Raw genomic sequence first — 21,415 nt, 5'->3', positions numbered from 1 at the left:
AGCGAGCACGGGGCGTGGTTGCGCGACGGCGAGAGACAACGCCTGCGCCGGTTGGAGAGGAAGTCGGCCCGCCAGCGCCGCACTCGCGTTCCCGGCCGACCTGCGTCCAAGCGGCTGGCCCGCACCTATGACCGGATCGCCCTGCTCCGCGCGACAGCCAAGCGCCGGGCCGTCGACTGGCAGCACCGGACCACCACCGAACTCGCACGGACCTTCGGCGTGATCGTGGTGGAAGACCTGACGATTACGACCATGGGCTCTCCACCTGGCACGGGTGGCGTTGTACTTGCCAGATGGTCGGCGTGCCGCCGGAATCAAGGGAGAAGCATTTCGAGCCGGCGGCGCGTTCGCCTTCCGGCGAGACCTGCGCTGACAGCTCATCTTCGGGCGCAACGATGTGCTCGACCGGGACCTGCGGGTGCTGCTGTGGAGTTCCGGGGTGCAGGAGCTGTGGGGGCTGCGCGCCGGGGAGGCCGCCGGCCGCGCCCTGCACACGCTCGACATAGGGCTGCCCGTCGCGACGTTGCGGCCCGAACTGCGGCGCGTGCTGGACGGCGGCCCGCCGGGCGGGCCGCAGCCGGCCACGACGAGCGTCGAGGCCGTGAACCGGCGGGGCCGTGCCACCCGGCTGTCGGTCACGGTCGTGAACCGGCGGGGCCGTGCCACCCGGCTGTCGGTCACGGTGACGCCGCTGCACGAGGACGACGCCTCCGTCCACGGCCTGATCCTCGTCCTCACCGCGGAGTGACCACGAAGCGACCATGGAGCGGCCGTCGGCCGGGGCGGACCGGGGGTCGCCGGTCAGGGGACGACGGCGACGCCGCCCACGATGCCGGCTCCGGGCCTGCTCTTCAGGGACGTCTCCGGCCGCTCGGGGCGCCAGTCCTCCAGCGGCACGACGCCTGGCTCCAGCAGGCGCAGGCCGTCGAACAGGCCCCGCACCTGCGCGGTGGTGCGCGGTACGGCGCCTCCGCTGGTGGTGGCGGTGTAGACGTCCCGGCTTCGCCGGACCGCGTCCTCGTCGAGGTCGCCGGGCGTGCCGTGGGAGATCACCACGTGACTCCCCGGGGCGAGCGCCTCGCGGAACGTCCCGATGATGCGCGCCGCCTCGGCGTCGTCGACGACGAAGTGGAGGACGGCGAGCATGATCAACGCGATCGGCCGGCCGAAGTCGAGGTGGCGGAGGACCGCCGGGTGGGTCAGCAACGCCTTGGGTTCGCGCATGTCGCCGGCGACCACGATGGACCGGGGGTTGTCGGCGAGCAGGGCGCGGGCGTGGACGAGCACGATCGGATCGTTGTCGACGTAGACGACCCGCGAGTCCGGCGCGACGGCCTGGGCCACCTGGTGGACGTTCTCCTGCGTCGGGAGACCGGTGCCGACGTCGAGGAACTGCCGGATGCCCGCCCCCGCGAGGTGCCGTACAGCCCGTACGAGGAAGGCGCGGTTGGCCCGGGCCACGTCGCGGGCGTTCGGCAGGATCTCGATGATCTTCTCGGCCGCCTCGCGGTCGGCGGCGAAGTGGTCCTTGCCGCCGAGGTAGTAGTCGTACATCCGGGCCACGCTCGGCGTGGAGGGGTCGATCACCCAGTCCGGTGCCTGCTCGTCGTGCACGCTCTGCCCCCAAGCGTCTCGATCTTCGACCATCATAGGGACGCTCACGGCGGATTTGACCGACCTGTCAGGTAATCGCGAATACCGGCACCGCCACCGGTCAGCGGATCACGTTGTCCGGCCTGTCGAGCCAGAGGTGCTGACCATCCGGGGTGACGGTCAGCCCGAACCGGTCCCGGCCCGGGCTTCCCCACTCCACCCAGCGGAAGAACGCCTCTTCGACCTCGTCCCACAGATTGCGCTCACCGAACTGCCGGACCTCCGACCCGGTGATCCAGGCCCCGGACCGCCCGGCCCACAACCAGATCTCGAACTCCTCGCCAGTGCCGAGACTCGCCGAGACGTCGGGCAGACATCCCGCGATCGCGACATCGGCGCCCAACCCTGCCCGCAGCACTCGGCGGGGATCCACCCTCGCCGTGCGCCTGCCGTAACCGCCCTCATGCTCCGGCGGAGCGGGAACGCGCTGAGCCCGCATCATCATGTAGTGCGCGCCTCCGGCGAACCGGCCGGTCGCCGTGCCGTCCCGTCCGACTGTGAGCCACAGCTTGTGGCCCGGCTCGAACCACGGCATCCAGGGCAGCACGATCGCTCCGCCGGGGCGGGTCTGCTCCACCCACGCGTACGGCACCTCCCGCACACCGCAGGTGACATGGACCCGGTCGTACGGAGCCTGCTCCGCCCAGCCGTCCGCGCCGTCTCCCAGCACCAGACGCGGACCGAAACCGGCCTGCTCGAGGGCGGCCGCCGCCGCCTCGTGCACCGCCGGGTCGATCTCGACGCTGACCACGTTCCCGTCACCCAGGCGATGGGACAGCAGCCCGGCCGTCCACCCGGTTCCGGTGCCGATCTCCAGGACGCGGTCGCCGTCATAGGGACTCAGCAGTTCGAGGAAGTCCACGACGACACCGGGAGCCGACAGCGAGGACGAATACACGCCCTCCCCGCCGCCCACCTCGGTCGCTCCGTCGTCGAGCTGCGTGATGATCGGGTGGTCGGCGTACACCGCGTCCCACCAGGCGCTCGCGTCGGTGTCCCGATCGATGCGGTAGCCCGGCGCCGCGTACGGCTCCGCCCAGGCCACCGCCGGGGCGAACAGATGACGCGGCACAGCGTGCAGGGCCGCGCGCCATCTCTCATCGGTCAGCTCGCCATTGGCCGCCAGCGCGTCGGCGAGGGCGTCGATACGTTCACGGAGATTCACTTGCCCCGTGTCCCTCCGCCTTTCCCCTGACCGTCTCCGCTTTCCTTCGTCGGCTTCTCTGGGACGAACGGCTTGTCCTGCTTCTGCGGTCCCGCATGCTTCGGCGGCCTGTCGTCCTCGTCCTTGCCCATGTTTCTCTCCCCTCCTTGCGATCGTTCATGGGCGGCACATCTTCACTGTGCGGGACATAGTGCCTCGGCGCCACCCGGTCAGCGGAAAGCGCACGTTGACGAAAGCGGCAATTAAGGGGTTTCGGGTGTCAGATCGGGCCGGTGATGACCGCGACGACGGTGGTGCCGGGAGAGAACCTGTTCTTTTCGGTCAAGTCGAAAATCCCGTACATCATCTTGCCGGTGTAGAGCCGGTCCAGGCGCAGGCCGTGCCGCTTCTCGAAGTCCGCGATGAAGGACAGCAGTTCCGGCGTCGTCTTCGCGTATCCGCCGAAGTGATAATCCAGGTTCACCCGCCACCTGCCCTGTGGGGTGGCGTACGCGTCTTCCTGGAGGCGCCGGATCTCGTCGTCCAGCCAGTTGGCTCCCTTGAGCACCGAGAAGCCGAGCACCTCCTGGTCGCCACGCAGGCCCGCGGCGATGCCCGCGAGCGTGCCGCCCGTCCCGCAGGGGCAGCAGACGAGATCGAAGTTCTGCGTGATCTCGTCCGGCATCTCGGCGCATCCCCGCACCGCGAGCCCGTTGCTTCCGCCCTCGGGAATCAGGGAGAAGTCCCCGAAGCGGCGGTGGAGGGCCTCTATTACCTCGCTTTCCGTTTTTCTGCGATATGTCGGGCGGTCCAGATAGGTCAGGGTCATTCCACGTCCGGCCGCGTAGGCAAGCGTGGGGTTGAGGGGGAGATGTTCTTCGCCCCGGATGACGCCTATGGTGCGCAGGCCGAAAATGGCGCCCGCCGCGGCCGTCGCCCGGATGTGGTTGGAATAGGCGCCCCCGAACGTCAGAATCGTCGCGTGATCCGACCGCCGGGCGGCTTCGATGTTGTACTTCAGCTTCCGCCATTTGTTGCCGGGGATCTCGGGATCGAGGAGATCGTCGCGCTTGAGCAACAGGCGGACGCCGCGCGCCGCGAGGCGGGGGTCGATCAGTTCCTCCACCGGCGAGGGCGGGCGAAACAGGGAGCCGGCGTTCTCCACGGCGGATTCGGCCCGCTCGTCAAGCGACGGGAAGGACCGGTTCGTCGTCGGTCCCCTCGTAGTCGAACCAGTCGAAGGACGCGCTGCCCTCGGTGACGTACATGCCGATCACCCGGCCGGTGAACCCGGTCGCCACCTCCGTGGACAGGTAGCGGCCGTCGAGTTCGGCGAGGAGGACGCCGCCGGCCGAGAAGGCGATCGTGTCCGGCCCGCGCGCGCCCACGCCGACCGGCCCGGCGCCGGCCTCGGCGGCACTGGTCACGGACGGCGGCAGCGGATCGGCCGTACGGCAGTGGACCGTGAGGGTGAGCGGCCCCGGATCGACCGGGCGACGTGCCACGACCTGGCGCAACGGGCCGATCCTGGCGATCACGGACGCCTCTCCGCCGGACACCTCGAGGTCGTAGTGGTGGGCCTCGTCGAGCCGTACGGACAGCCCGGCCCGGCCGGGGTCGGGGTCGAGACGCGCGCTGACGCGGCAGTCGTGATGCTGCTGGCGCCGCCCGAAGAAGGTGTGGCCGGGACGGTCCAGGGTGGGACCGGTGGCGTGCAGCGTCAGGCGGCCGGGGCGCTCGGTCAGCGACCAGGAGCCGTCGGGACGGGAGCGCACCGAGATCCAGCAGGGCGCCAGGCCGGGTCCGTCGAAGTCGTCGCGGACGGGGGGCGGGGGGAGCGGGTGCCAGGCGGCGGGGGCGGGGTGACGCTCCTCGACCGGCCCCGCCACCGGCCAGCCGTCCACCCACTCCACCGGAACGAGGAAGGTCTCCCGGCCGAGCACCTGGAACTCGGGGGAGTAGCCGCGGGGCCGGGCGCCGAGCAGGATCATCCACCAGGTGCCGTCGGGCGCGCACACGAGGTCCGCGTGGCCGGTGCTCTGGATCGGGCGGGGGGTGCCGCGGTGGGTCAGGATCGGGTTGACCGGGCCGGGCTCGAACGGCCCGCGCGGGGAGCGGGCGCGGGCGATGGAGACGGCGTGGCCGCGTTCGGTGCCGCCCTCCGACAGGAGCAGATACCACCACCCGCCGACGTGGAACAGGTGGGGCGCCTCGGGATACTTGCCGCCGGTGCCCGGCCAGATGTCGACCGGGCCCTCCAGGACCTCGCCGGACGCCGGGTCGATCCGCGCCAGCCGGGGGCCGGAGGTCGTGAGCCAGCAGTCGCCCGCGTCGTCCCAGGCGAGGCTGGGATCGACCCGGGGCAGGTCGATCCAGACCGGGTCCGACCACGGGCCCTCGGGGCGCTCCGCGGTCACCAGGAAGTTGCCGCCTTCGCTCACGTTCGTCGTGATCATGTAGAACAGGCCGTCGTGGTGCCGGATGGTCGGGGCGAAGATCCCGCCGGAGGCGACGGCCTCGGGAGGCAGGCGCAGCTGGGACGGCCGGTCGAGCACGTTGCCGATCTGCCGCCAGTGGACCAGGTCACGGCTGTGGAAGATCGGCACACCCGGGAAGTACTCGAAACTGGAACAGACCAGGTAGTAGTCCTCACCCACCCGGCAGACGCTCGGGTCCGGGTGGAACCCGCCGATCACGGGATTCCGGTACGTCCGCATAAGCAGGGTTCGCCCTTCCGTGCTCCGCTGTGCCGGGAGTGTGCGCCGGGAATGTATGCCGGGTGGATCGCAGGCCTGGCTGGACGGGACCATAGGCGGATGATCCGCAACGCGTCAAGATCCACCCGGCGGCGCGCCGTTCTGGCGGCGCGCGGGCCAGCCGGCCACTGGGTCGCCACCTGGGCGTCGATGCCGCAGCTCACGGAGCCGGAGAACATGCCGCCCGCGCCGTTCGCGGGAGAAGGCATCGTCTTCGCCGGCAGCACGCTGCGTCAGACCCTGCGCGTCACCGTGGGCGGGCGGCGGGCGCGGCTGCGTTTCTCCAACGCCTTCGGCGGCGCCCCGCTGCCTCTCACCAGGGTCGCCGTCGCGCTTCCCGGCGGCGGGCGGGCGGGGACCGGCGAGATCCGGCCGGGGACCTCACGGCAGGTGACCTTCCACGGCCGTCCGTCCGTCGTGATCCCGGCGGGGGCGCAGGCGGTCTCCGACCCGCTGAGCTTCGACCTGGCGCCCCGGTCCGTCCTCACGGTGACGGTCCACCTGGCGGACGGGCAGCGCTCCTCCGCCGTCACCTCGCACCCGGGCTCCAGGACCACCTCACACCTGCTGGCCGGGGACCACACCGAGGACGTCACACTCCCCGGCGCGGCGCTCGCCGACCACTGGTACTTCCTCAGCGGCGTGGAGGTGTGGGCCCGGCCCTCGGCCGCCGCGGCCGTCGTGGTGGGCGACTCGCTGACCGACGGCAGGGGCTCGACCACCAACGGGAACGACCGCTGGCCGGACCGGCTGGCCGACCGCCTGCACGCCCGGCGCGCCACCTCCGGGGTGGCGATCGTGAACCAGGGGGCCGGCGGCAACCGGGTGCTCGACGACGGCCTGGGCCCGAACGTCCTCGCCCGGCTCGACCGCGACGTGCTCGCGCAGAGCGGCGTGCGCTGGATGGTCCTGTTCGAGGGGATCAACGACATCGGCACGGCCGGGGCGGCGGAGGCGGCCCAGAAGCAGGTGGCCGAGGACCTCATCGCCGCGTACGGCCAGGTCGTCCGCCGTGCGCACGCCCGGGGCATCCGCGTGTACGGCGCGACGCTGACGCCGTTCGGCGGCAACGACGCCTACGACGACCCGGGCGGGCACCGGGAGCGGTCCCGGCAGGCGGTCAACGAGTGGATCCGGACGAGTGGCCGCTTCGACGCCGTCGTCGACTTCGACCGCGCCGCCCGCGACCCGGCCGCCCCCCGGCGGCTCCTCCCGGCGTACGACGTGGGGGACGGCCTGCACCTGAACCCGGCCGGTTACCGGGCGCTCGCGGACGCCGTCCCGGCCCGCCTGTTCCGCGACGAGCCGCTGCCCCGTGCTTTCGGCTACGACTAAGGTTTCGGGTTCGAGTGACCCCGCCACCGGCGGCCCACCCCGGAGGGGCCCGATAACACGATCAGGGTAAAGTACGCGAATTGGTCGATTTACCCAGATCGGTGAGGTAAAGGGTGTCGGGGGTCCAGGCAGTCCTGAAGCGCGTCGCACTCGACACCCGGCCCCTGGCCATCCCGGCGTACCGGCGGCTGCTGGTGGGCCAGGGCGTGTCGTTCGTCGGCTTCCAGCTCACCGCGGTGGCCGTGAGCGGTCAGGTCTACAGCATCACCGGGTCGTCGCTGTGGGTGGGCATGCTCGGCCCGGTGAGCCTCGTGCCGCTGGTCGTCTTCGGCCTGTGGGGCGGCGCGGTGGCCGACGCGATGGACCGCCGCCGGCTGCTGCTCGCCGGGTCGGTCGTGGCCTGGGTGTCGACGATCGCCCTGCTGCTGCACGCCTGGTCGGGGCTGGGGAGCGTGCACCTCATCCTCGCGGTGATCGCCCTGCAGTCGATCGGCTTCGCCGTCACCTCGGCGACGCGCGGCGCGATCATCCCCCGGATCGTCCCCACCGAGCGGGTCGCCGCGGCCAACACCCTGAACTTCCTGGTCAGCAGCGTCGGCACGGTGGTGGGGCCGTTGCTGGCCGGGGTGGTGCTCGCCCGGGGCGGCTACGCCCTGGCGTACCTCATCGACGCCGTCCTGTTCGGCGCGGGCTTCTACGCCGCCGTACGGCTGCCGTCGCTCGCGCCCCTCGGCGAGATCTCCCGGCCGGGCCTGCGGTCGGTCGCCGACGGGCTCGCCTACGTCGTGAGCCGGCCGGTCGTGCTGATGTCGTTCGTGGTGGACATCATCGCGATGGCCTTCGCGATGCCGCGGGCGCTGTTCCCCGAGATGACGGCCGAGCGCTTCGGCGGGTCGGCCGTGGCGTTCGGCTGGCTGTCGGCGAGCATCGCCATCGGCGCGGTCGCCGCCGGGCTGCTGTCCGGCTGGATCGGCCGCGTACGGCGGCAGGGCGTGGCGCTCACGCTCGTGATCGCCCTGTGGGGGGTCACGGTGTCCGCGGCGGCGCTGGCGCAGCCGCTGTGGCTGGTCGTCGCGCTGCTGGCCGTGGGTGGCGCGATCGACCTCGCCTCCGCCGTGTGGCGGCAGACGATCCTGCAGACGTACGCGCCGGACGAGATGCGCGGGCGGCTGCAGGGCGTGTTCATGGTCGTGGTGGCCGGGGGCCCGCGTCTCGGCGACCTCCGGGCGGGCGCCACAGCGGACACCTTCGGGCTGGTGCCCTCCTGGGCGGGCGGCGGTCTCGTCTGCGCCCTCCTCGTGCTGGTCGCCGGCTTCGCCGTCCCGGCCTTCCGCCGGTACGAGGCCGGGACGGCGCACCCGGAGATCCCGGACCGGCGGCCACAGCCGAGCGCGGACTGACCACCCGTCGGCCGGCTCGCTCAGCGGCGGGCCACGCCCCGCACGCAGAAGGAGATCGGGCTGCGCATACCGCAGGCGAAGACGAACCGGTCCAGGGACTCGACGGTGAAACCCGCCGCCTCGATCGCGGCCACGCTGTCCCGGCCCGTGTGGCAGCCGCCGGCCAGGCGTGGCCACACCGTCGCGTCCAGCAGGTCCTGGGCGCGGGCCCAGCCGGCGTCCCCGGCGCGGACGTGTTCGAGGAAGCGCAGCCGCCCGCCCGGCGCGAGCACCCGGCGGATCTCCCGCAGCCCGGCGCCGGGGTCGGGCAGTGAGCACAGCACGAACGTCACCACCGCCGTGTCGAACCCGCCGCCGGCGGCCGGGAGCCGTTCGGCCAGGCCGCCCTCCACGTCGATCCGCGCCGCCGCCGCCTCGGCGGCGCGGCGGGCGGCCGCCCGCAGTCGCGGCTCCGGCTCGACGGCCAGCACACCGGTCACGGACGGCGGATAGTGGCGGAAGTTCAGCCCGTTGCCCGCGCCGACCTCGATCACCCGGCCCGACAGCCCGGTCAGCAGCGCCTCCCGCTGCCCGGCGAGGCCCCGCCGATCGAGCACCTGGCTGAACCAGGTGTAGAAGCGCGCGAACAGCGGATGGCTGATCTCCGTCGTCACCGGCACGGTCATGGCAGCCCCCTTGCGAGGTTCATTCCCCCGGCGCGGCGGGCTGTCGCGACGCCGCCGTGCGCGATTACCGAACCGGGGCGAACAGCGCGTCGTCGTGACCGCTCAACGCGGGTACGGGCGCAGTGAGCGGATGGAGAGGAGCACGTCATGACTTCTGCCGCGGAGCCGGCCACCCGGCTGCCGCTCATCGGCGACAGGGCCCCCGGCTTCGAGGCCGAGAGCACGCACGGGCCGGTCCGGCTCGCCGACTACGCGGGGCGGTGGCTGGTGCTGTTCAGCCATCCCGCCGACTTCACCCCGGTCTGCACCACCGAGTTCGTCGCCTTCACCGAGCTCGCCGAGGAGTTCGCGGCCCGCGGCGTCGCCCTGCTCGGCGTCTCGGTCGACTCCGTGCACAGCCACCTCGCCTGGACCCGGGCGATCGAGGACAGGCTCGGCGTGCGGGTGCCGTTCCCGGTCGTCGCCGACGTCGGCACGCGGATCTCCCGCGCGTACGGGATGCTGCACCCGAACGCGTCGACCACGGCGGCGGTGCGGGCGGTCTTCGTCATCGACCCCGAGTCGGTCGTGCGCGCGATCCTCTACTACCCGATGAACGCGGGGCGCATGGTCCCCGAGATCCTCCGGCTCGTCGAGGCGCTGCAGACGGCCGACCGCGACGGCGTCTCCTGCCCGGCCAACTGGCGGCCGGGAGACGACGTGCTGCTGGGCGCGCCGCGGACCCAGGCCGAGGTGGAGGCCAGGCAGGCCGACGAGAGGGTCAAGCTCGTCGACTGGTACCTCGCCAGCCTCCCCGGCCGCCCCATCTGAGCCGTCCGTCTGAGTCGTACGGCGTGCGCCGGGCCCGGCACGCCGGTGATGTTCCGGTAAAACTCATCTGGTGACTCAAGACGTGACGAACTGGGCGGGCAACATCACCTTCCGGGCCGAGCGGGTCGACCGGCCGTCCTCGCTGGAGGAACTCCGCGGGCTGGTCGCCAGGAGCGGGAAGGTCCGCGTCCTCGGCAGCGGCCACTCCTTCAACCACATCGCCGACTCGCCGGGCGCGCTCGTCTCGCTGGACGGCCTGCCCCCCGAGATCGACGTCGACTCCGCGGCGGCGGCCGTCCGGGTCGCCGCGAGCGTGCGGTACGGCGAGCTCGGGCGGCGCCTGCACGAGAAGGGCTACGCCCTGCCCAACCTCGCGTCCCTGCCGCACATCTCGGTCGCGGGCTCCTGCGCGACCGGCACGCACGGCTCCGGCGACGGCAACGGCGGGCTCGCGACGTCCGTACGCGCGATCGAGATGGTGACCGCCGGCGGCGACCTCGTCACGCTGAGCCGGGACGCGGACGGCGACCGGTTCGGGGGCGCCGTCGTGTCGCTCGGCGCGCTCGGCGCCGTCGTCGCCCTGACGCTCGATCTCCTCCCGGCGTTCGACGTCCGGCAGCGCGTGTACGAGGGGCTCCCGGCGGAGGTGCTCGACGACCGGTTCGACGCCGTCATGTCCGCCGCCTACAGCGTGAGCCTGTTCACCGACTGGCGGACCTCCCGCGTCAACCAGGTCTGGGTCAAGGAACGCCTCACCCCCGCCTCCCGCTCCGAAGGGACGACCGCCTCCGCCGGGCTCGACGAATCGGAGGCGGGCGGCGGCTTCTTCGGGGCGGCCCCGGCCGACGGCCCGCGCCACCCCGTGCCCGGCGTGTCCCCGGTGCACTGCACGACCCAGATGGGGACGCCCGGCCCCTGGTTCGAGCGCCTGCCGCACTTCCGGCCCGACTTCACCCCGAGCAGCGGCGAGGAGCTCCAGTCGGAGTACATGGTGCCCCGGCGGCACGCGGCCGAGGCGTTCCGCGCGCTCGGCGCGATCGGCGACCGCATCGCCCCGGTCCTGCAGATCTCGGAGATCCGCAGCATCGCCGCCGACGACCTCTGGCTGAGCCCGAGCCAGGGGCGTGACACCGTGGCCTTCCACTTCACCTGGGTCAAGGACCCGGCCGCCGTGACGCCGGTGCTGACCGCGATCGAGGAGCGCCTGGCGCCGTACGGGGCACGGCCCCACTGGGGGAAGATCTTCACCCTCCCGCCGGACGTCCTGCGCTCCCGCTACGAGCGCATGGACGACTTCGCCGCCCTGGCGCGGCACCACGACCCCCGGGGCGTCTTCGCCAACGACTACGTCGAGCGGTACGTCTTCGGGCGCGAGTAGACCCGATTCGCGGGGACGTGCCGGGGTAGGTGTGTGCCGCGGCCGCGTCCCCGGCGTACGGGCCCGCCCCCGGCCCCGGCCGTACGGGTGAGGGGGAGCGCCATGCGGATCGAGGACTACGCGCTCGTCGGCGACATGCACACCGCCGCCCTGGTGGGCCGGGACGGCTCGGTCGACTGGCTGTGCCTGCCCCGCTTCGACTCCGGCGCCTGCTTCGCGGCCCTGCTGGGCGGGCACCGGGCCGGACGCTGGCTGCTGGCGCCCGCCGCGGGCGGGACGTGCGCCGGGCGCCGCTACCGCGACGGCACGCTGGTGCTGGAGACGACCTGGGACGTCCCCGGCGGGCGGGTGCGGGTCCTCGACTTCATGCCGCCGCGCGAGGAGGCGCCCGACGTCGTCCGGATCGTGGAGGGCGTGCACGGCCGGGTGGAGATGCGTACGGAACTGCTCCTGCGCTTCGACTACGGCGAGGTGGTGCCCTGGACGCGCGAACGCGGCGGCGAACTGGCCGTGATCGCCGGTCCGAACGCCGCGTGGCTCCAGTCACCCGTGACGCTGACGCAGGAGTCCCGGCCCGGCGCCGCGACCGCCTCGTTCACCGTCGCGGCGGGGGAGCGGGTGCCGTTCGTGCTCACCTGGCAGGAGTCGTGGCGGGGCCGCCCGCGCCGGCTGGAGGCCGCAGAGGAACTGGCGACCACCGAGCGCGTGTGGCGGGAGTGGCTCGGCCGGTGCCGTTACCGGGGGGACTACACCGAGGCGGTGTCCGGCAGCCTCGTCACGCTCAAGGCACTCACCTACGCCCCGACCGGCGGGATCGTCGCGGCGCCGACGACGTCCCTGCCGGAGCAGATCGGGGGCTCCCGCAACTGGGACTACCGCTACAGCTGGCTGCGGGACGCCTCGTTCACCCTGCGGGCGCTCATCGAGGCGGGGTACGCCGAGGAGGCGACCGCCTGGCGTGACTGGCTGCTGCGGGCCGTCGCCGGCGACCCGGCCGACCTGCAGATCATGTACACGATCGACGGCGGACGCCGGATGCCCGAGCGGACCCTCGACCGGCTGCCGGGATACGAGGGATCCCGGCCGGTGCGGGTCGGCAACGCCGCCTCCCGGCAGTTCCAGCTCGACGTGTACGGCGAGGTGATCGACTGCCTCTATCAGGCCAGGGAGGCGGGGCTCGGGCCGGAGGAGGACGCCTGGGACCTGCAGCGCGCGTTCATGGAGTATCTGGAGGGCGCGTGGCGCGAGCCCGGCAACGGGCTCTGGGAGGTGCGCGGGCCGCGCCGCCCGTTCGTCCACGCGAAGGTCCTCGCGTGGGTGGCCGCCGACCGGATGGTCGCCTCGGTGGAGCGGCAGGGGCTCGACGGGCCGGTGGGCCGCTGGCGCGCGCTGCGCGAGGAGATCCACCGGGACGTGTGCGCCCACGGTTACGACCCCGGCCGCAACACCTTCACCCAGTTCTACGGCTCCAGGGGGCTGGACGCCGCGCTGCTGCTGATCCCCCGGCTCGGCTTCCTGCCGCTGGACGACCCCCGCGTGGCGGGAACGGTCGACGCCGTGTGCCGCGAGCTGACGGAGGACGGGTTCGTGCTGCGCTACCGGCCGGAGGCCGACAAGGTGGACCGGCTGCCGGGCGGGGAGGGGGTCTTCATCCCCTGCTCCTTCTGGCTCGCCCACGCGCTCGCCCTGCTGGGCCGGCGCGGGCGGGCGCGGACGCTGTTCGAGCGGCTGCTGTCCCTGCGCAACGACGTCGGCCTGCTGGCGGAGGAGTACGACCCCGGCCGCCGCCGCCAGGCGGGCAACTTCCCCCAGGCCTACAGCCACGTCTCGATCGTCAACACGGCGGGGGCCCTGGCGGCGCCGGGGCGATCTGCCTGACAGATGTACTTCATCTGCATTCGGCGCGTCTCGCGGTCTCCCCTCGGCGGCGCCTACGGACGCATGATGCAAGAGAGGGGTCTCGGGCCCCCGGCCACCTGGGAGAAGAGGTGACACATCATGGTGCAACCAGGTCTGGCTCGACGCCCGGATGTGACGGAGCTACGCCAGACGTACGACAGGGCGGGATCCACCGCCCCGGCGCAGGTGATGGACGCGGTGACGCTCCTCGCCGGGCTCTATCTCGCCATCTCGCCGTGGATCGTGGGATTCACCGGGTTCGGCGGCCTTACGGTCAACAACCTGATCGTCGGGCTGGTCGTCACGGCGCTCGCGCTGAGCTGCGCCTCCGCCTTCGGCCGGACGTACGGCGTGAGCTGGGTGACACCGGTGCTCGGCGTCTGGGCGATCATCGCGCCGTGGGTGATCAGAGGCCAGCCGGCGACCACCGCGACCATCTGGAACAACGTGGTCACCGGGGCGATCATCTTCCTGTTCGGCCTCGGCGCGCTGGCGTTCGCGGCCAACTACCGGCAGCACGAGCACGGCCGGCGCAGGGGAGTCGGCGCACCCGGCGGCGAGTGGTAGCCGGCGTCGCCGCGCCCCAGCCGGCGCGGGTGGCGTACGGCGGACGGCCGGCGGAGGTTGTCCTCCGCCGGTCTCCCCGCCCCAGGACCGTCACACGGGCGGCCCCTGCCGCGGCCCGCCTTCGCGCCGCGACTCTGTCGGGGGCGGGCGATAACGTCGGCTCGTGTCGCGAAGATCACGCTGGTGGTGGGCCGCCGCTCTGGCGGTGTCGTCGGCAGGGCTCGCCTACAGCCTGACCCTGGCCCAGCACGGCTTCGCCTGGTTCTCGTTCGGGTACTGCCCCGTGCGCGATCTCTACGACTCCGCCACCGACGTGTGGTGGCCCGCCCGTACGTACTTCCCCCTGGCCTGGTATTCGGGGCTCCCCGGCATCGTTGTCGCGTTCGCCGCGCACTGGGCCGCCACCCGGGCGGGACGCCCCCGGGCCGGGCGGGTGCTCGCCCGGGTCGCGGCGGCGCCGCTGCTCGTCCTGTTCGGCCTCGCCCCGTTCGCGTTCGCGCTGGACCTCGCAAGGGACACAGGCTGCCTGGACAGGTGGGGCGGGGCTCTGGGGGTCAGGCTGATGCTCCTCCCGGAGGCTGTCGCCGCCGTGGCCGCCCTGTGCGCGCTCACGGCGGTGCGCATGCCCCGCCACCGGCTTCGCCGGGCGCTGCGCCCGGCGCTCCTCCGACTGCCGCGCAGGTCGGCGGGGTGATCGAGTCCCTGGAGACGGAGGCCGCGCTCGACGACGACCTGCTGACGAGAGCGCAGGCGAACGGCCTGGTCGCCGCTCTCCCCGGTCATCTGATGGTGATCACGCACTCCGACTTCGACAACTGCCTGACGGCGGAGCTGTACCGTCGCCGGCCACCTGTCGAGGTGAGTGGCTGGGACCATGTGGTCGAGGTCGGCTACCGGAGCCCGACCGGTCGTATAGAGCTGATGGATCTGATCCAGGGGGAGAGCGATCTGCCGAACCTCGCTTTCCGGGGCAGGGACCGGTATCGCATCCGGGCGCACTACCGTGTGCCGGCCGGGGAGCCGGGGAGCACCCAGGACCTCCTGATCATGATTTTCCCCGGGGCGGACGAGCGGACGATCGAATATCTGCCGCGCCGGAGCAGTAGCCGATGACGCCGACCCGGCCGTTCACGTGCTCCAGGCCGTTCAGGCAGGCCGCAGGGCCCCGCCGAGCCCTCACCGGGTGTTGTGGCGCATATCACGATTGGGCGCTGCCAGTGCGAGGACCTGCGGAAGCATGATGCGGAAGAGGCGGAAATAGACCTATTTGCCGGGTTTTCGGTCGTGTCCTACTCGTGATCTACTATGCTTCCGGTCAGTACGCCGGTGCGTGGTCCTCAACCCGAGGACGACCGGCGACCGCCGAATCCCGGATGTCATCGAACCCGGGAACCGGGGACCCACGTCTCTTCTGGGGTGAATCCGGACCATCCGGTAGGGCTACTCCTGGCCCGAACCCGTCAGCTAACCCGGTAGGCGGCCAAGGAGAGGAGAGCGCGTGGAGTGTCCGCTCCACCTGCCCACCCGGCCCGGGTTCCGTTCCCGGACCACATGCCCGCCCTGGAACGTCTCCAGGCTTCCGGGGTGACGGCGCGCCCGTGACGGGCTGCCACATCTCCCGTTTCTGAAACCCGTCCGATCCCGTCCGACTCCGGCCCGCCGCGGCCGTGTCCGTCGGCGTGACGGTCATGCCTCCATGCCGTCGTGCCCGGCGGGCGGGTTCGTCATGTTCTGACGCGCGCCATAGGAGCCTTCGATTTCTACCGATCCGATCGCACAACAGCTGCTCGACGCCGTACGCCCGGAACTGGGCTACCGCGAGCGGCCCGGGAAGCTGACCAAGTTCGGCGAGTGGTACGCCGACAACATCGCCATGGACTCCGACTTCAAGGCGGCTCCCTGGTGTGACATGTTCGTCTCGTGGGCGGCCGACCGCGCCGGCGTGCGGGACCACGTCGGCGAGTTCGCGCTGACCACCAAGCACGCCAAGTGGTTCGAGCAGCAGGGCGCCTGGAGCCGGAAGCCGGAACCGGGAGCGGTGGTCTTCTTCGACTGGTCGGGGTCGAAGCGCATCAAGGACATCGACCACGTCGGCATCGTCGAGAAGGTCGTCGGCGGCAAGGTCCACACGATCGAGGGCAACGTCGACGGCGTCTGGCTCAAGCGCAAGGTGCGCGACTCCAGCAAGATCGTCGGGTACGGCCTGCCGCGCAAGGTCAAGGCGACCCCGAAGGTGACCGTCACCGTCCAGCCGGTGGCGGCGGACGCCACGGTCCAGGGGGCGGCGGACGCGGCCGTCCAGGGGTCCGCGGCGTCGGCCACGCGGAACATGGCCGCGAGTCATGGGCAGTCGCCGGGCGCGGTCTTCTCGCCGGGCGACGCCGTCCTGCCGGCCGGCCTGCTGTTCGCGCTCGTCTCGACCGCGGTGACCGGCCTGCGGTTCAGGGCCGCCGCGGCGGCGACGTCCGGCGGGCGGCACCGCAAGGGCGGCCCGCGGCGGGCGGGGGACGGCGGCGAGCGGCGCGGCCGGGAGGCCGCCGGGGCCGGGGTGTCCGGCCCGGCCGCAGCTCAGGAGCCGTTCCATCTCCCCTATCTCGGCTGACCGGCCGGAGAGACGCCTGGGAACATTCTGGGAGTTTGAGATCATTTGCGGGTGTCTGTGAAATTCGGTGACTCGCGCGGCTAAGGTGGGCAGCCACCCGCGGAAGCCGTGGAGCTTTCCCCCGATCCGACCGCTGGGAGTTGTCTCACATGTACGGGCGCGTCCCCTCACCGACGAGCCAGGATGATCAGTTTCGTCAGGAGGTCCTCTCCAGTCAGGACGAACCATCCGGCACGAAGAGCAGGAAGCCCCTCGTCGTCGTCGCCGTGATCCTGGTCGCCGTACTCGCGGCGGCGGGCGCGGGCTTCGCGTTGCGTGGCGCCACGGACGCCGGCGGCCCCTCCGCGGGCAATGCCGGGCAGGCGACGGCCCCGGCGCAGGAGAACGGCGCCGGTGACCCCGCCGACTCCGGGCCGGACTCCGGCACCGGATCCGAGGACGGCTCGGCGGACGGCTCCGAGGGCGGTGGCGCGGACGGAGGCTCGCCACAGGCGCCCGCCGGAGACGCCGCGGGCACAGGTTCCGGCACAGACTCCGGTGCGGGCGGGTCCGGCGACCAGGCGGCCGGCGGCACGGGCCAGGCGAAGACCGCGCCGGCCGGAAAGGCGGGCGGCGGCACGAAGGGCGGCACCGGGACCGGGTCGAGCAGGGACGACGACGCGCCTTCGACGGCCGGCGACCCCGGCGGCCTCATCCCCGGCGAGTGCGCCGCCTCCGGGTGCTGAGCGGGCCGCAGCGTTGAGCAGGCCGCGGCCTTGGAGTGAGCGCGCCGCCTCTGGACGTCGGCCCGGCCGCGGTCTCGGGGTGAACGCGCCGCCTCCGGGTGCTGAGCAGGCCGCAAGCCCTGGCCCGATGGGTGCGCCGTTGCCGCGCACCCGGCCGGGCTCCGGCGGGCGTCCCGGATGACAGGGCGCTCAGGGCGCGGGGTCAGGAGGACGGGTCGGGCCAGCCGAGCGGGAACGAGGCGGTCGTGGGTGGTTCGCCGGCCGCGTCGGTGAACTCGCGCATGGCGGTGATCAGGGCCTGACGCCGGGGAGCGGGCATCCGGGCGAGTATCGCCGCGATCTCCGCCTCGCGCCGGGCCGTGACCTCGTCCACGATGCGCCGGCCGATGCCGGTCAGCCGCAGCAGCGTCTCACGCCGGTTCTGCGGGTTCACCTCACGCTTCAGCAGCCCGGCGGCGGCGAGGCGGTCCGCCATCCGCATCGCGGTCGAGGGGTTCACGCCGAGCCTCTCGGCCAGCGTCACCAGTTTGGTCTCGCCCTGCCCGACCACCAGCAGCATCCGGAACTGCGGCAGCGTGACCCTGTCCTCCGCGGCGGCGAGGGAACGTGCGGAGATCGCGACGAGCACCCGCGATGCGGTGAGCACCGCGGACGTGACGGCCTCCAGGTCGTCCGCCATCGGTTCCTCGTCCCCATCCTTAGTCACAGGCATCGTTTTTACACGGTCCCCAGCACCGTCGCGTCATTGCACCAGACAAAGGTTCCCACCCTGTGACCAGGGGTTGTACGGGCGAGAACGGCGGCTGTGCGTCCTGACATGCCACTCCGCGCGAGCGCGTGTGCTGATCGCTTCTGTGGGTAGTCGCGGGGGCACGGAAAACACGGAGGGAAAACGATGGGCTGGAGCTACCGTAAGTCAGTCAAGATGGGGCCTTTCAGACTCAACCTGTCGCGCAGCGGTGTGGGCCACAGCTACGGCGGCCGCGCCTTCCGCGTGACCAAGACGGCGGACGGGCGCCGCACCCTCACGGTGAACCTGCCCGGCGGCTTCCACTGGAAGAAGACGCTCAGCTAGAGCAGGTACGTGACGCGCCGGGCGCGGCCTCGGGCCCGCCCGGCGCCGGACCTCCCGGCGGCGCCACTTCTCCGGGTCACCTCTCCGGGGGCTTCCCGGGCTCACTTCCTGGGGCTCACCTCTGAGGGCTCACTTCTTGGGGTGCAGGGCCGAGGGCTTGTGCACCGCTGAGCCTCCGCTCTTCTCGCTGCGCACCTTGTACTGCGGCTCCTCCGGGGACGCGGCCACGGTACGGCCCGCCTCCTCGGTACGTTCGGTGATCTTCTTCTCGACCTTGCCTTCGGCGGTCCCGCCGTGGCTCTTCCAGGTCACTTCGTCGCCGACCTTCGGTTCCTCGGATTCGCGCTTGTCACTCATGGGCCCGCGCATACCCCCTCGTCCCGCCGCCACTCGGGATGAAATTCCAGGAAAAGGGCGATTCCTTGGCCGCCTGATCTCCGCGCTGTTTTCCCGGCGTTTTCCCGGGGCGCCGAATTCCCGGTGGTTCGCGCCGCCGCGCCGCCTGTCGGGCGGGCCGCTTGCGGGCGCGACGGGATCTTTTCGGGTGAAGCGCCCGATCACCATGCTTGACCGGACATTGGCCGTGGGATGCGTGATCACTCCCTGGTGCGGCGCTTACCGTCGTGCTCGTACCATCCATGACCTCGGGGGAGTCTCATGCCTCTCTGCACAGCCGTACTGGCCGCCGCCCTCCTCTCTGGGCCGGCCGTCGTGCCGCCGGACCCGGCTCCGACCGGGACGACGGCCGCCGCGGACACGAACGACGCCATGCCGCAGTGGCGGCCGGCGGGACCAGTCGCTCTCACACCCGGCGGGGCGCCGCAGGCCGGGGAGTTTCCGTTCATGCTTCCCCAGGCGCCGCCGTGGATGGCGCCCGGGGGAACGGCGGGCGGGCGCGGCGCGGGCCCCGCTCCGGAGAGCGGCCCGGACCTGCCGGACGCCCCCGGCCTGCACGTCAAGCCGGGTACGGACGGCGACGTCGTCCGGCCGAAGGCGATGGCCGGCGGCGTGGCGCCCGTCGGGCAGGCCGCGTCGGGACCGGACACCTCGGTCATCCCGCTGATCGATCCGAAGACGCGCGACGTCGTGATCCAGCCGGTGTCCGGCAAGCCGGGCGAGGCGCCGAAGCCGTTCACCTTCCACTCCGTTCAGGGCGTGCAGAAGGCCAGGTCGTTCCCGGCGGTCCACGTGCGGAAGAAGGTGATCCAGCGCCCCCGGCAGCAGCAGTGGCCGCGCGGCTGGTGAACCACGCGCCCGAGACGGCCTGACGGACAGGCCCGTGTGCCCGCCCCGCCACCCAGCAACGACCTTTCCACGACTAAGGAAACACGATCATGAATACCCGTCTGCTCGCCTTTGCCGCGCTGACCGCGGCGCTGTCGATGTCCGCGGCGTGCGGTAGCCAGGGCGGCAACTCCGCGGCCCCGGTCGCCGTCAACGAGACCGCCACCGACATGACCACCGAGACCCCCAGCACCAGCGCCGAGCCGAGCGAGGGCGCCTCGGCGACGCCCTCGGCCCCGGTGTCCGCGTCGCCGGTCGGGCCCGCCTGCGCCTCGCTGCCGGCCTCGGGCAAGGGCAGTCCCGCCGAGCTGGCCAAGGTGCCGGTGGGCGCCGCGATCTCCGACATTCCGTCGCTCTCCACGCTGGCCCGCGTGGTGAAGAAGGCCGGGCTCGCGGAGACGCTCAACTCCGCCCAGGACATCACCGTGTTCGCGCCCACCAACGAGGCGTTCGGCAAGATCCCGAAGAACCAGCTCGACCAGTTGCTGACCAACCGCAAGTCGCTCCGGGCGCTGCTGGCCTATCACGTGGTCAAGGGACGGAAGGCGCCCGCGGACCTGCACGGCGAGCTGACCAGCCTGGAAGGCCGCAAGCTCACCGTCTCGGGCGCGGCGCCCAGCTTCAAGGTCAACGACGCCGCCGTGACCTGCGGGAACCTCGCCACCTCCAACGCGACCGTCTACCTCGTCGACAAGGTCCTCATGCCGAAGTGACCGGCCGCCGTCCGGCGACGGCGTCTTCCGGGGGTGTGCCGCTTACGGCACACCCCCTTTTTTGTTTTTTTCGGTGGCCTATGTCCTGAAGCGGCCAATTCTCTTATTTGACCGGACACTGAGTGTCGGGTCCGTGAACGCCCGGCATCGGGCGCTTACCTTCGTTCTTGTACCGTCCACCAATATTCGGGGGAATTACTCATGCCTATAGCTACTGCCGTACTCGCCGCGGCGCTCCTGTCGGGGCCGGCGCCCGCCGACCAGAGCCCGATGGCCGCCAAGGAGCCTCTGTCGCCCGGCAAGCAGATCGCCGCGATGGCGATGAACCACCCGGAGGAGCCCGACTTCGTCGCGTCCAAGGCTCTGGAGATCCTGGACAAGGGCGCGAAGGTCGGCCCGTACTTCTCGCCGGACGACGCGTCCGACGCCCAGGGCATGGGCGGCCCGGCGGCCGGAGGACCGCAGAACATGGGTCCGGCCGTCAACGGCCCGGAGAACGCCGGCCAGGCCGGCGCGGCGCCGCAGGACGCGGGCCAGGCCGCGGAGGGTCAGAACGCCGACGGCCAGGCGGTCGGCGACCAGGCGCCCGCGGCGCCGCAGGGCGCGGGCCAGGCGGGCGACAACCAGGGGCCCGCCGGCCAGGAGCCCGGCGAGACGAGCGGCTTCATGCCGCTGGGCAACGGCGGCATGTTCACCATGCCGGCGAAGAGCAACAGCAGCGACGACAACAGCGGTGACAACAGCGGCGACAACGCCCAGAACGCGCCGCGGGACATCTTCCTCCACCCCTCCGCGCAGAAGCCCACGTACGCGAAGCTGTCCGGCGACCAGCTGACCGGCGCGCCCGCCGGCCGGCAGAAGAAGGAGGACGACGAGGCGGCGGACGCCTGGCTCCGGCCGGCGAAGGCGACCACCGGCGCCAAGAGCGTGATCAGGGCCAAGGGCAAGGCCAGGCCGAGGAGCGCCGATCCCTTCTCGATGCCGGGCTGGGGCTGATCCTCACCGCCGCGTGGCCGGCAGTGAGACGACCGAGGGGTGAACCGACAGAGGGGTGAGCCGGCCGGGACCGGCTCACCCCTCATCGCCGTGCGGGCCGGCGCCCGGGCCGTCGCAGGTCGACGACCTCCACCAGGTCGGCCAGGTCCACGTGGGCGGCCACCTCCTCGACGGTGGCGCAGAAGCCGACGTGATACCCCAGGTGGCGCACCCGCAGGAGTCGCCGGCCCTCGATGACGACGGAGTCCACCTCGTGTCCCTCCGCACTCACCCACCTGCGCATGACGGCAGACTAGAAAACGCCAGGTCATGAGGGGGCAAAACCGGCAGGACCCGGCCGCTGGGGGGTTCTGGCGGTGGCGGCCGGAAAGGCGAGCCAGACATAAGCGGCGATATTAGGTGAAAACCGGCGT

General features: G+C 72.2%; 24 protein-coding genes and 1 riboswitch. Of the genes, 15 read left to right on the top strand and 9 right to left on the bottom strand.

Annotated elements, in window-relative coordinates; translation table 11 throughout:
- Positions 1-397 precede the first annotated feature (397 nt).
- On the top strand, positions 398-748 hold the full coding sequence (locus tag Mam01_RS27280) for a nitrogen regulation protein NR(II) (RefSeq protein WP_204288024.1): 351 nt from the start codon (positions 398-400) through the stop codon (positions 746-748).
- Between the two features lie 53 nt (positions 749-801).
- Here the strand turns inward: Mam01_RS27280 and Mam01_RS27275 are convergent, their stop codons facing one another.
- The 5 genes from Mam01_RS27275 to Mam01_RS27260 form a co-directional block, all read right to left on the bottom strand.
- Positions 802-1,614: an SAM-dependent methyltransferase gene (locus tag Mam01_RS27275; protein WP_239101660.1), complete on the bottom strand. Its 813-nt coding sequence runs from the start codon at positions 1,612-1,614 to the stop codon at positions 802-804.
- A gap of 100 nt (positions 1,615-1,714) precedes the next feature.
- Positions 1,715-2,818 carry a methyltransferase domain-containing protein gene (locus Mam01_RS27270; RefSeq protein WP_204288022.1) on the bottom strand — a complete coding sequence of 368 codons (1,104 nt, stop codon included), beginning with the start codon at positions 2,816-2,818 and terminating at the stop codon, positions 1,715-1,717.
- Positions 2,815-2,949, bottom strand: a complete 135-nt coding sequence (locus Mam01_RS37430; RefSeq protein ID WP_275409091.1) for a hypothetical protein — start codon at positions 2,947-2,949, stop codon at positions 2,815-2,817. The genes Mam01_RS27270 and Mam01_RS37430 overlap by 4 nt, the downstream gene beginning before the upstream one ends.
- Before the next feature lie 128 nt (positions 2,950-3,077).
- Entirely contained in the window at positions 3,078-3,962 is an 885-nt protein-coding gene (locus Mam01_RS27265) for a 1-aminocyclopropane-1-carboxylate deaminase/D-cysteine desulfhydrase (protein ID WP_239101659.1), read from the bottom strand.
- 19 nt (positions 3,963-3,981) lie between these two features.
- The gene (locus Mam01_RS27260; RefSeq protein WP_239101658.1) at positions 3,982-5,493 is read right to left on the bottom strand and encodes a glycoside hydrolase family 43 protein; all 1,512 of its coding nucleotides are present in this window, start codon (positions 5,491-5,493) and stop codon (positions 3,982-3,984) included.
- A 210-nt stretch (positions 5,494-5,703) separates the two neighbouring features.
- Between Mam01_RS27260 and Mam01_RS27255 the strand changes: the two genes are divergently transcribed.
- The gene (locus tag Mam01_RS27255; protein ID WP_204288020.1) at positions 5,704-6,888 is read left to right on the top strand and encodes an SGNH/GDSL hydrolase family protein; all 1,185 of its coding nucleotides are present in this window, start codon (positions 5,704-5,706) and stop codon (positions 6,886-6,888) included.
- 113 nt (positions 6,889-7,001) lie between these two features.
- A complete protein-coding gene (locus Mam01_RS27250; protein ID WP_204288019.1) occupies positions 7,002-8,288 on the top strand; it encodes an MFS transporter in 1,287 nt (428 codons plus the stop codon).
- 20 nt (positions 8,289-8,308) lie between these two features.
- Here Mam01_RS27250 and Mam01_RS27245 read toward each other — a convergent pair whose 3' ends face one another.
- On the bottom strand, positions 8,309-8,953 hold the full coding sequence (locus Mam01_RS27245) for a class I SAM-dependent methyltransferase (RefSeq protein WP_204288018.1): 645 nt from the start codon (positions 8,951-8,953) through the stop codon (positions 8,309-8,311).
- Between the two features lie 147 nt (positions 8,954-9,100).
- Between Mam01_RS27245 and Mam01_RS27240 the strand changes: the two genes are divergently transcribed.
- The 8 genes from Mam01_RS27240 to Mam01_RS27205 all read left to right on the top strand — a co-directional run bounded on the left by Mam01_RS27240 (position 9,101) and on the right by Mam01_RS27205 (position 16,934).
- On the top strand, positions 9,101-9,763 hold the full coding sequence (locus tag Mam01_RS27240) for a peroxiredoxin (protein WP_150938497.1): 663 nt from the start codon (positions 9,101-9,103) through the stop codon (positions 9,761-9,763).
- 70 nt (positions 9,764-9,833) lie between these two features.
- Positions 9,834-11,141, top strand: a complete 1,308-nt coding sequence (locus tag Mam01_RS27235; protein WP_204288017.1) for a D-arabinono-1,4-lactone oxidase — start codon at positions 9,834-9,836, stop codon at positions 11,139-11,141.
- 102 nt (positions 11,142-11,243) lie between these two features.
- Positions 11,244-13,019, top strand: coding sequence for a glycoside hydrolase family 15 protein (locus Mam01_RS27230; protein WP_204288016.1), 1,776 nt, complete (start codon positions 11,244-11,246; stop codon positions 13,017-13,019).
- Between the two features lie 153 nt (positions 13,020-13,172).
- Positions 13,173-13,607: an SPW repeat protein gene (locus Mam01_RS27225; RefSeq protein ID WP_204288015.1), complete on the top strand. Its 435-nt coding sequence runs from the start codon at positions 13,173-13,175 to the stop codon at positions 13,605-13,607.
- Positions 13,608-13,770: 163 nt separating this feature from the next.
- On the top strand, positions 13,771-14,301 hold the full coding sequence (locus Mam01_RS27220) for a hypothetical protein (RefSeq protein ID WP_204288014.1): 531 nt from the start codon (positions 13,771-13,773) through the stop codon (positions 14,299-14,301).
- A complete protein-coding gene (locus tag Mam01_RS27215) occupies positions 14,298-14,720 on the top strand; it encodes a hypothetical protein (protein WP_204288013.1) in 423 nt (140 codons plus the stop codon). The genes Mam01_RS27220 and Mam01_RS27215 overlap by 4 nt, the downstream gene beginning before the upstream one ends.
- A gap of 237 nt (positions 14,721-14,957) precedes the next feature.
- A riboswitch (cyclic di-AMP (ydaO/yuaA leader) is annotated at positions 14,958-15,102 on the top strand.
- A gap of 378 nt (positions 15,103-15,480) precedes the next feature.
- Positions 15,481-16,209 carry a CHAP domain-containing protein gene (locus Mam01_RS27210; protein ID WP_204288012.1) on the top strand — a complete coding sequence of 243 codons (729 nt, stop codon included), beginning with the start codon at positions 15,481-15,483 and terminating at the stop codon, positions 16,207-16,209.
- Between the two features lie 149 nt (positions 16,210-16,358).
- Positions 16,359-16,934, top strand: a complete 576-nt coding sequence (locus Mam01_RS27205; protein WP_204288011.1) for a hypothetical protein — start codon at positions 16,359-16,361, stop codon at positions 16,932-16,934.
- A 202-nt stretch (positions 16,935-17,136) separates the two neighbouring features.
- Here the strand turns inward: Mam01_RS27205 and Mam01_RS27200 are convergent, their stop codons facing one another.
- A complete protein-coding gene (locus Mam01_RS27200; protein ID WP_204288010.1) occupies positions 17,137-17,613 on the bottom strand; it encodes a MarR family winged helix-turn-helix transcriptional regulator in 477 nt (158 codons plus the stop codon).
- Positions 17,614-17,829: 216 nt separating this feature from the next.
- On the opposite strand from Mam01_RS27200, the gene Mam01_RS27195 reads away from it, so the two are divergent.
- On the top strand, positions 17,830-18,009 hold the full coding sequence (locus tag Mam01_RS27195; RefSeq protein ID WP_150938515.1) for a DUF4236 domain-containing protein: 180 nt from the start codon (positions 17,830-17,832) through the stop codon (positions 18,007-18,009).
- A 129-nt stretch (positions 18,010-18,138) separates the two neighbouring features.
- On the opposite strand, the gene Mam01_RS27190 is transcribed toward Mam01_RS27195, so the two are convergent.
- Positions 18,139-18,366, bottom strand: coding sequence for a hypervirulence associated TUDOR domain-containing protein (locus tag Mam01_RS27190; RefSeq protein ID WP_150938517.1), 228 nt, complete (start codon positions 18,364-18,366; stop codon positions 18,139-18,141).
- A gap of 300 nt (positions 18,367-18,666) precedes the next feature.
- On the opposite strand from Mam01_RS27190, the gene Mam01_RS27185 reads away from it, so the two are divergent.
- From Mam01_RS27185 to Mam01_RS27175, 3 genes are all read left to right on the top strand, one after another.
- The gene (locus Mam01_RS27185) at positions 18,667-19,254 is read left to right on the top strand and encodes a hypothetical protein (protein ID WP_204288009.1); all 588 of its coding nucleotides are present in this window, start codon (positions 18,667-18,669) and stop codon (positions 19,252-19,254) included.
- Between the two features lie 89 nt (positions 19,255-19,343).
- Positions 19,344-20,006 carry a fasciclin domain-containing protein gene (locus tag Mam01_RS27180; protein WP_150938520.1) on the top strand — a complete coding sequence of 221 codons (663 nt, stop codon included), beginning with the start codon at positions 19,344-19,346 and terminating at the stop codon, positions 20,004-20,006.
- Positions 20,007-20,207: 201 nt separating this feature from the next.
- Complete coding sequence (locus Mam01_RS27175; RefSeq protein ID WP_204288008.1) at positions 20,208-21,002, top strand: hypothetical protein; 795 nt, start codon at positions 20,208-20,210, stop codon at positions 21,000-21,002.
- A gap of 82 nt (positions 21,003-21,084) precedes the next feature.
- On the opposite strand, the gene Mam01_RS27170 is transcribed toward Mam01_RS27175, so the two are convergent.
- On the bottom strand, positions 21,085-21,285 hold the full coding sequence (locus tag Mam01_RS27170) for a transposase (RefSeq protein WP_204288007.1): 201 nt from the start codon (positions 21,283-21,285) through the stop codon (positions 21,085-21,087).
- Positions 21,286-21,415 lie beyond the last annotated feature (130 nt).

Origin of the sequence: Microbispora amethystogenes (assembly GCF_016863015.1) — a bacterium.
Lineage (GTDB): Bacteria > Actinomycetota > Actinomycetes > Streptosporangiales > Streptosporangiaceae > Microbispora > Microbispora amethystogenes.
The sequence above is the reverse complement of the archived record's forward strand: the minus strand, read 5'-3'. Positions and strand labels throughout refer to the sequence as shown.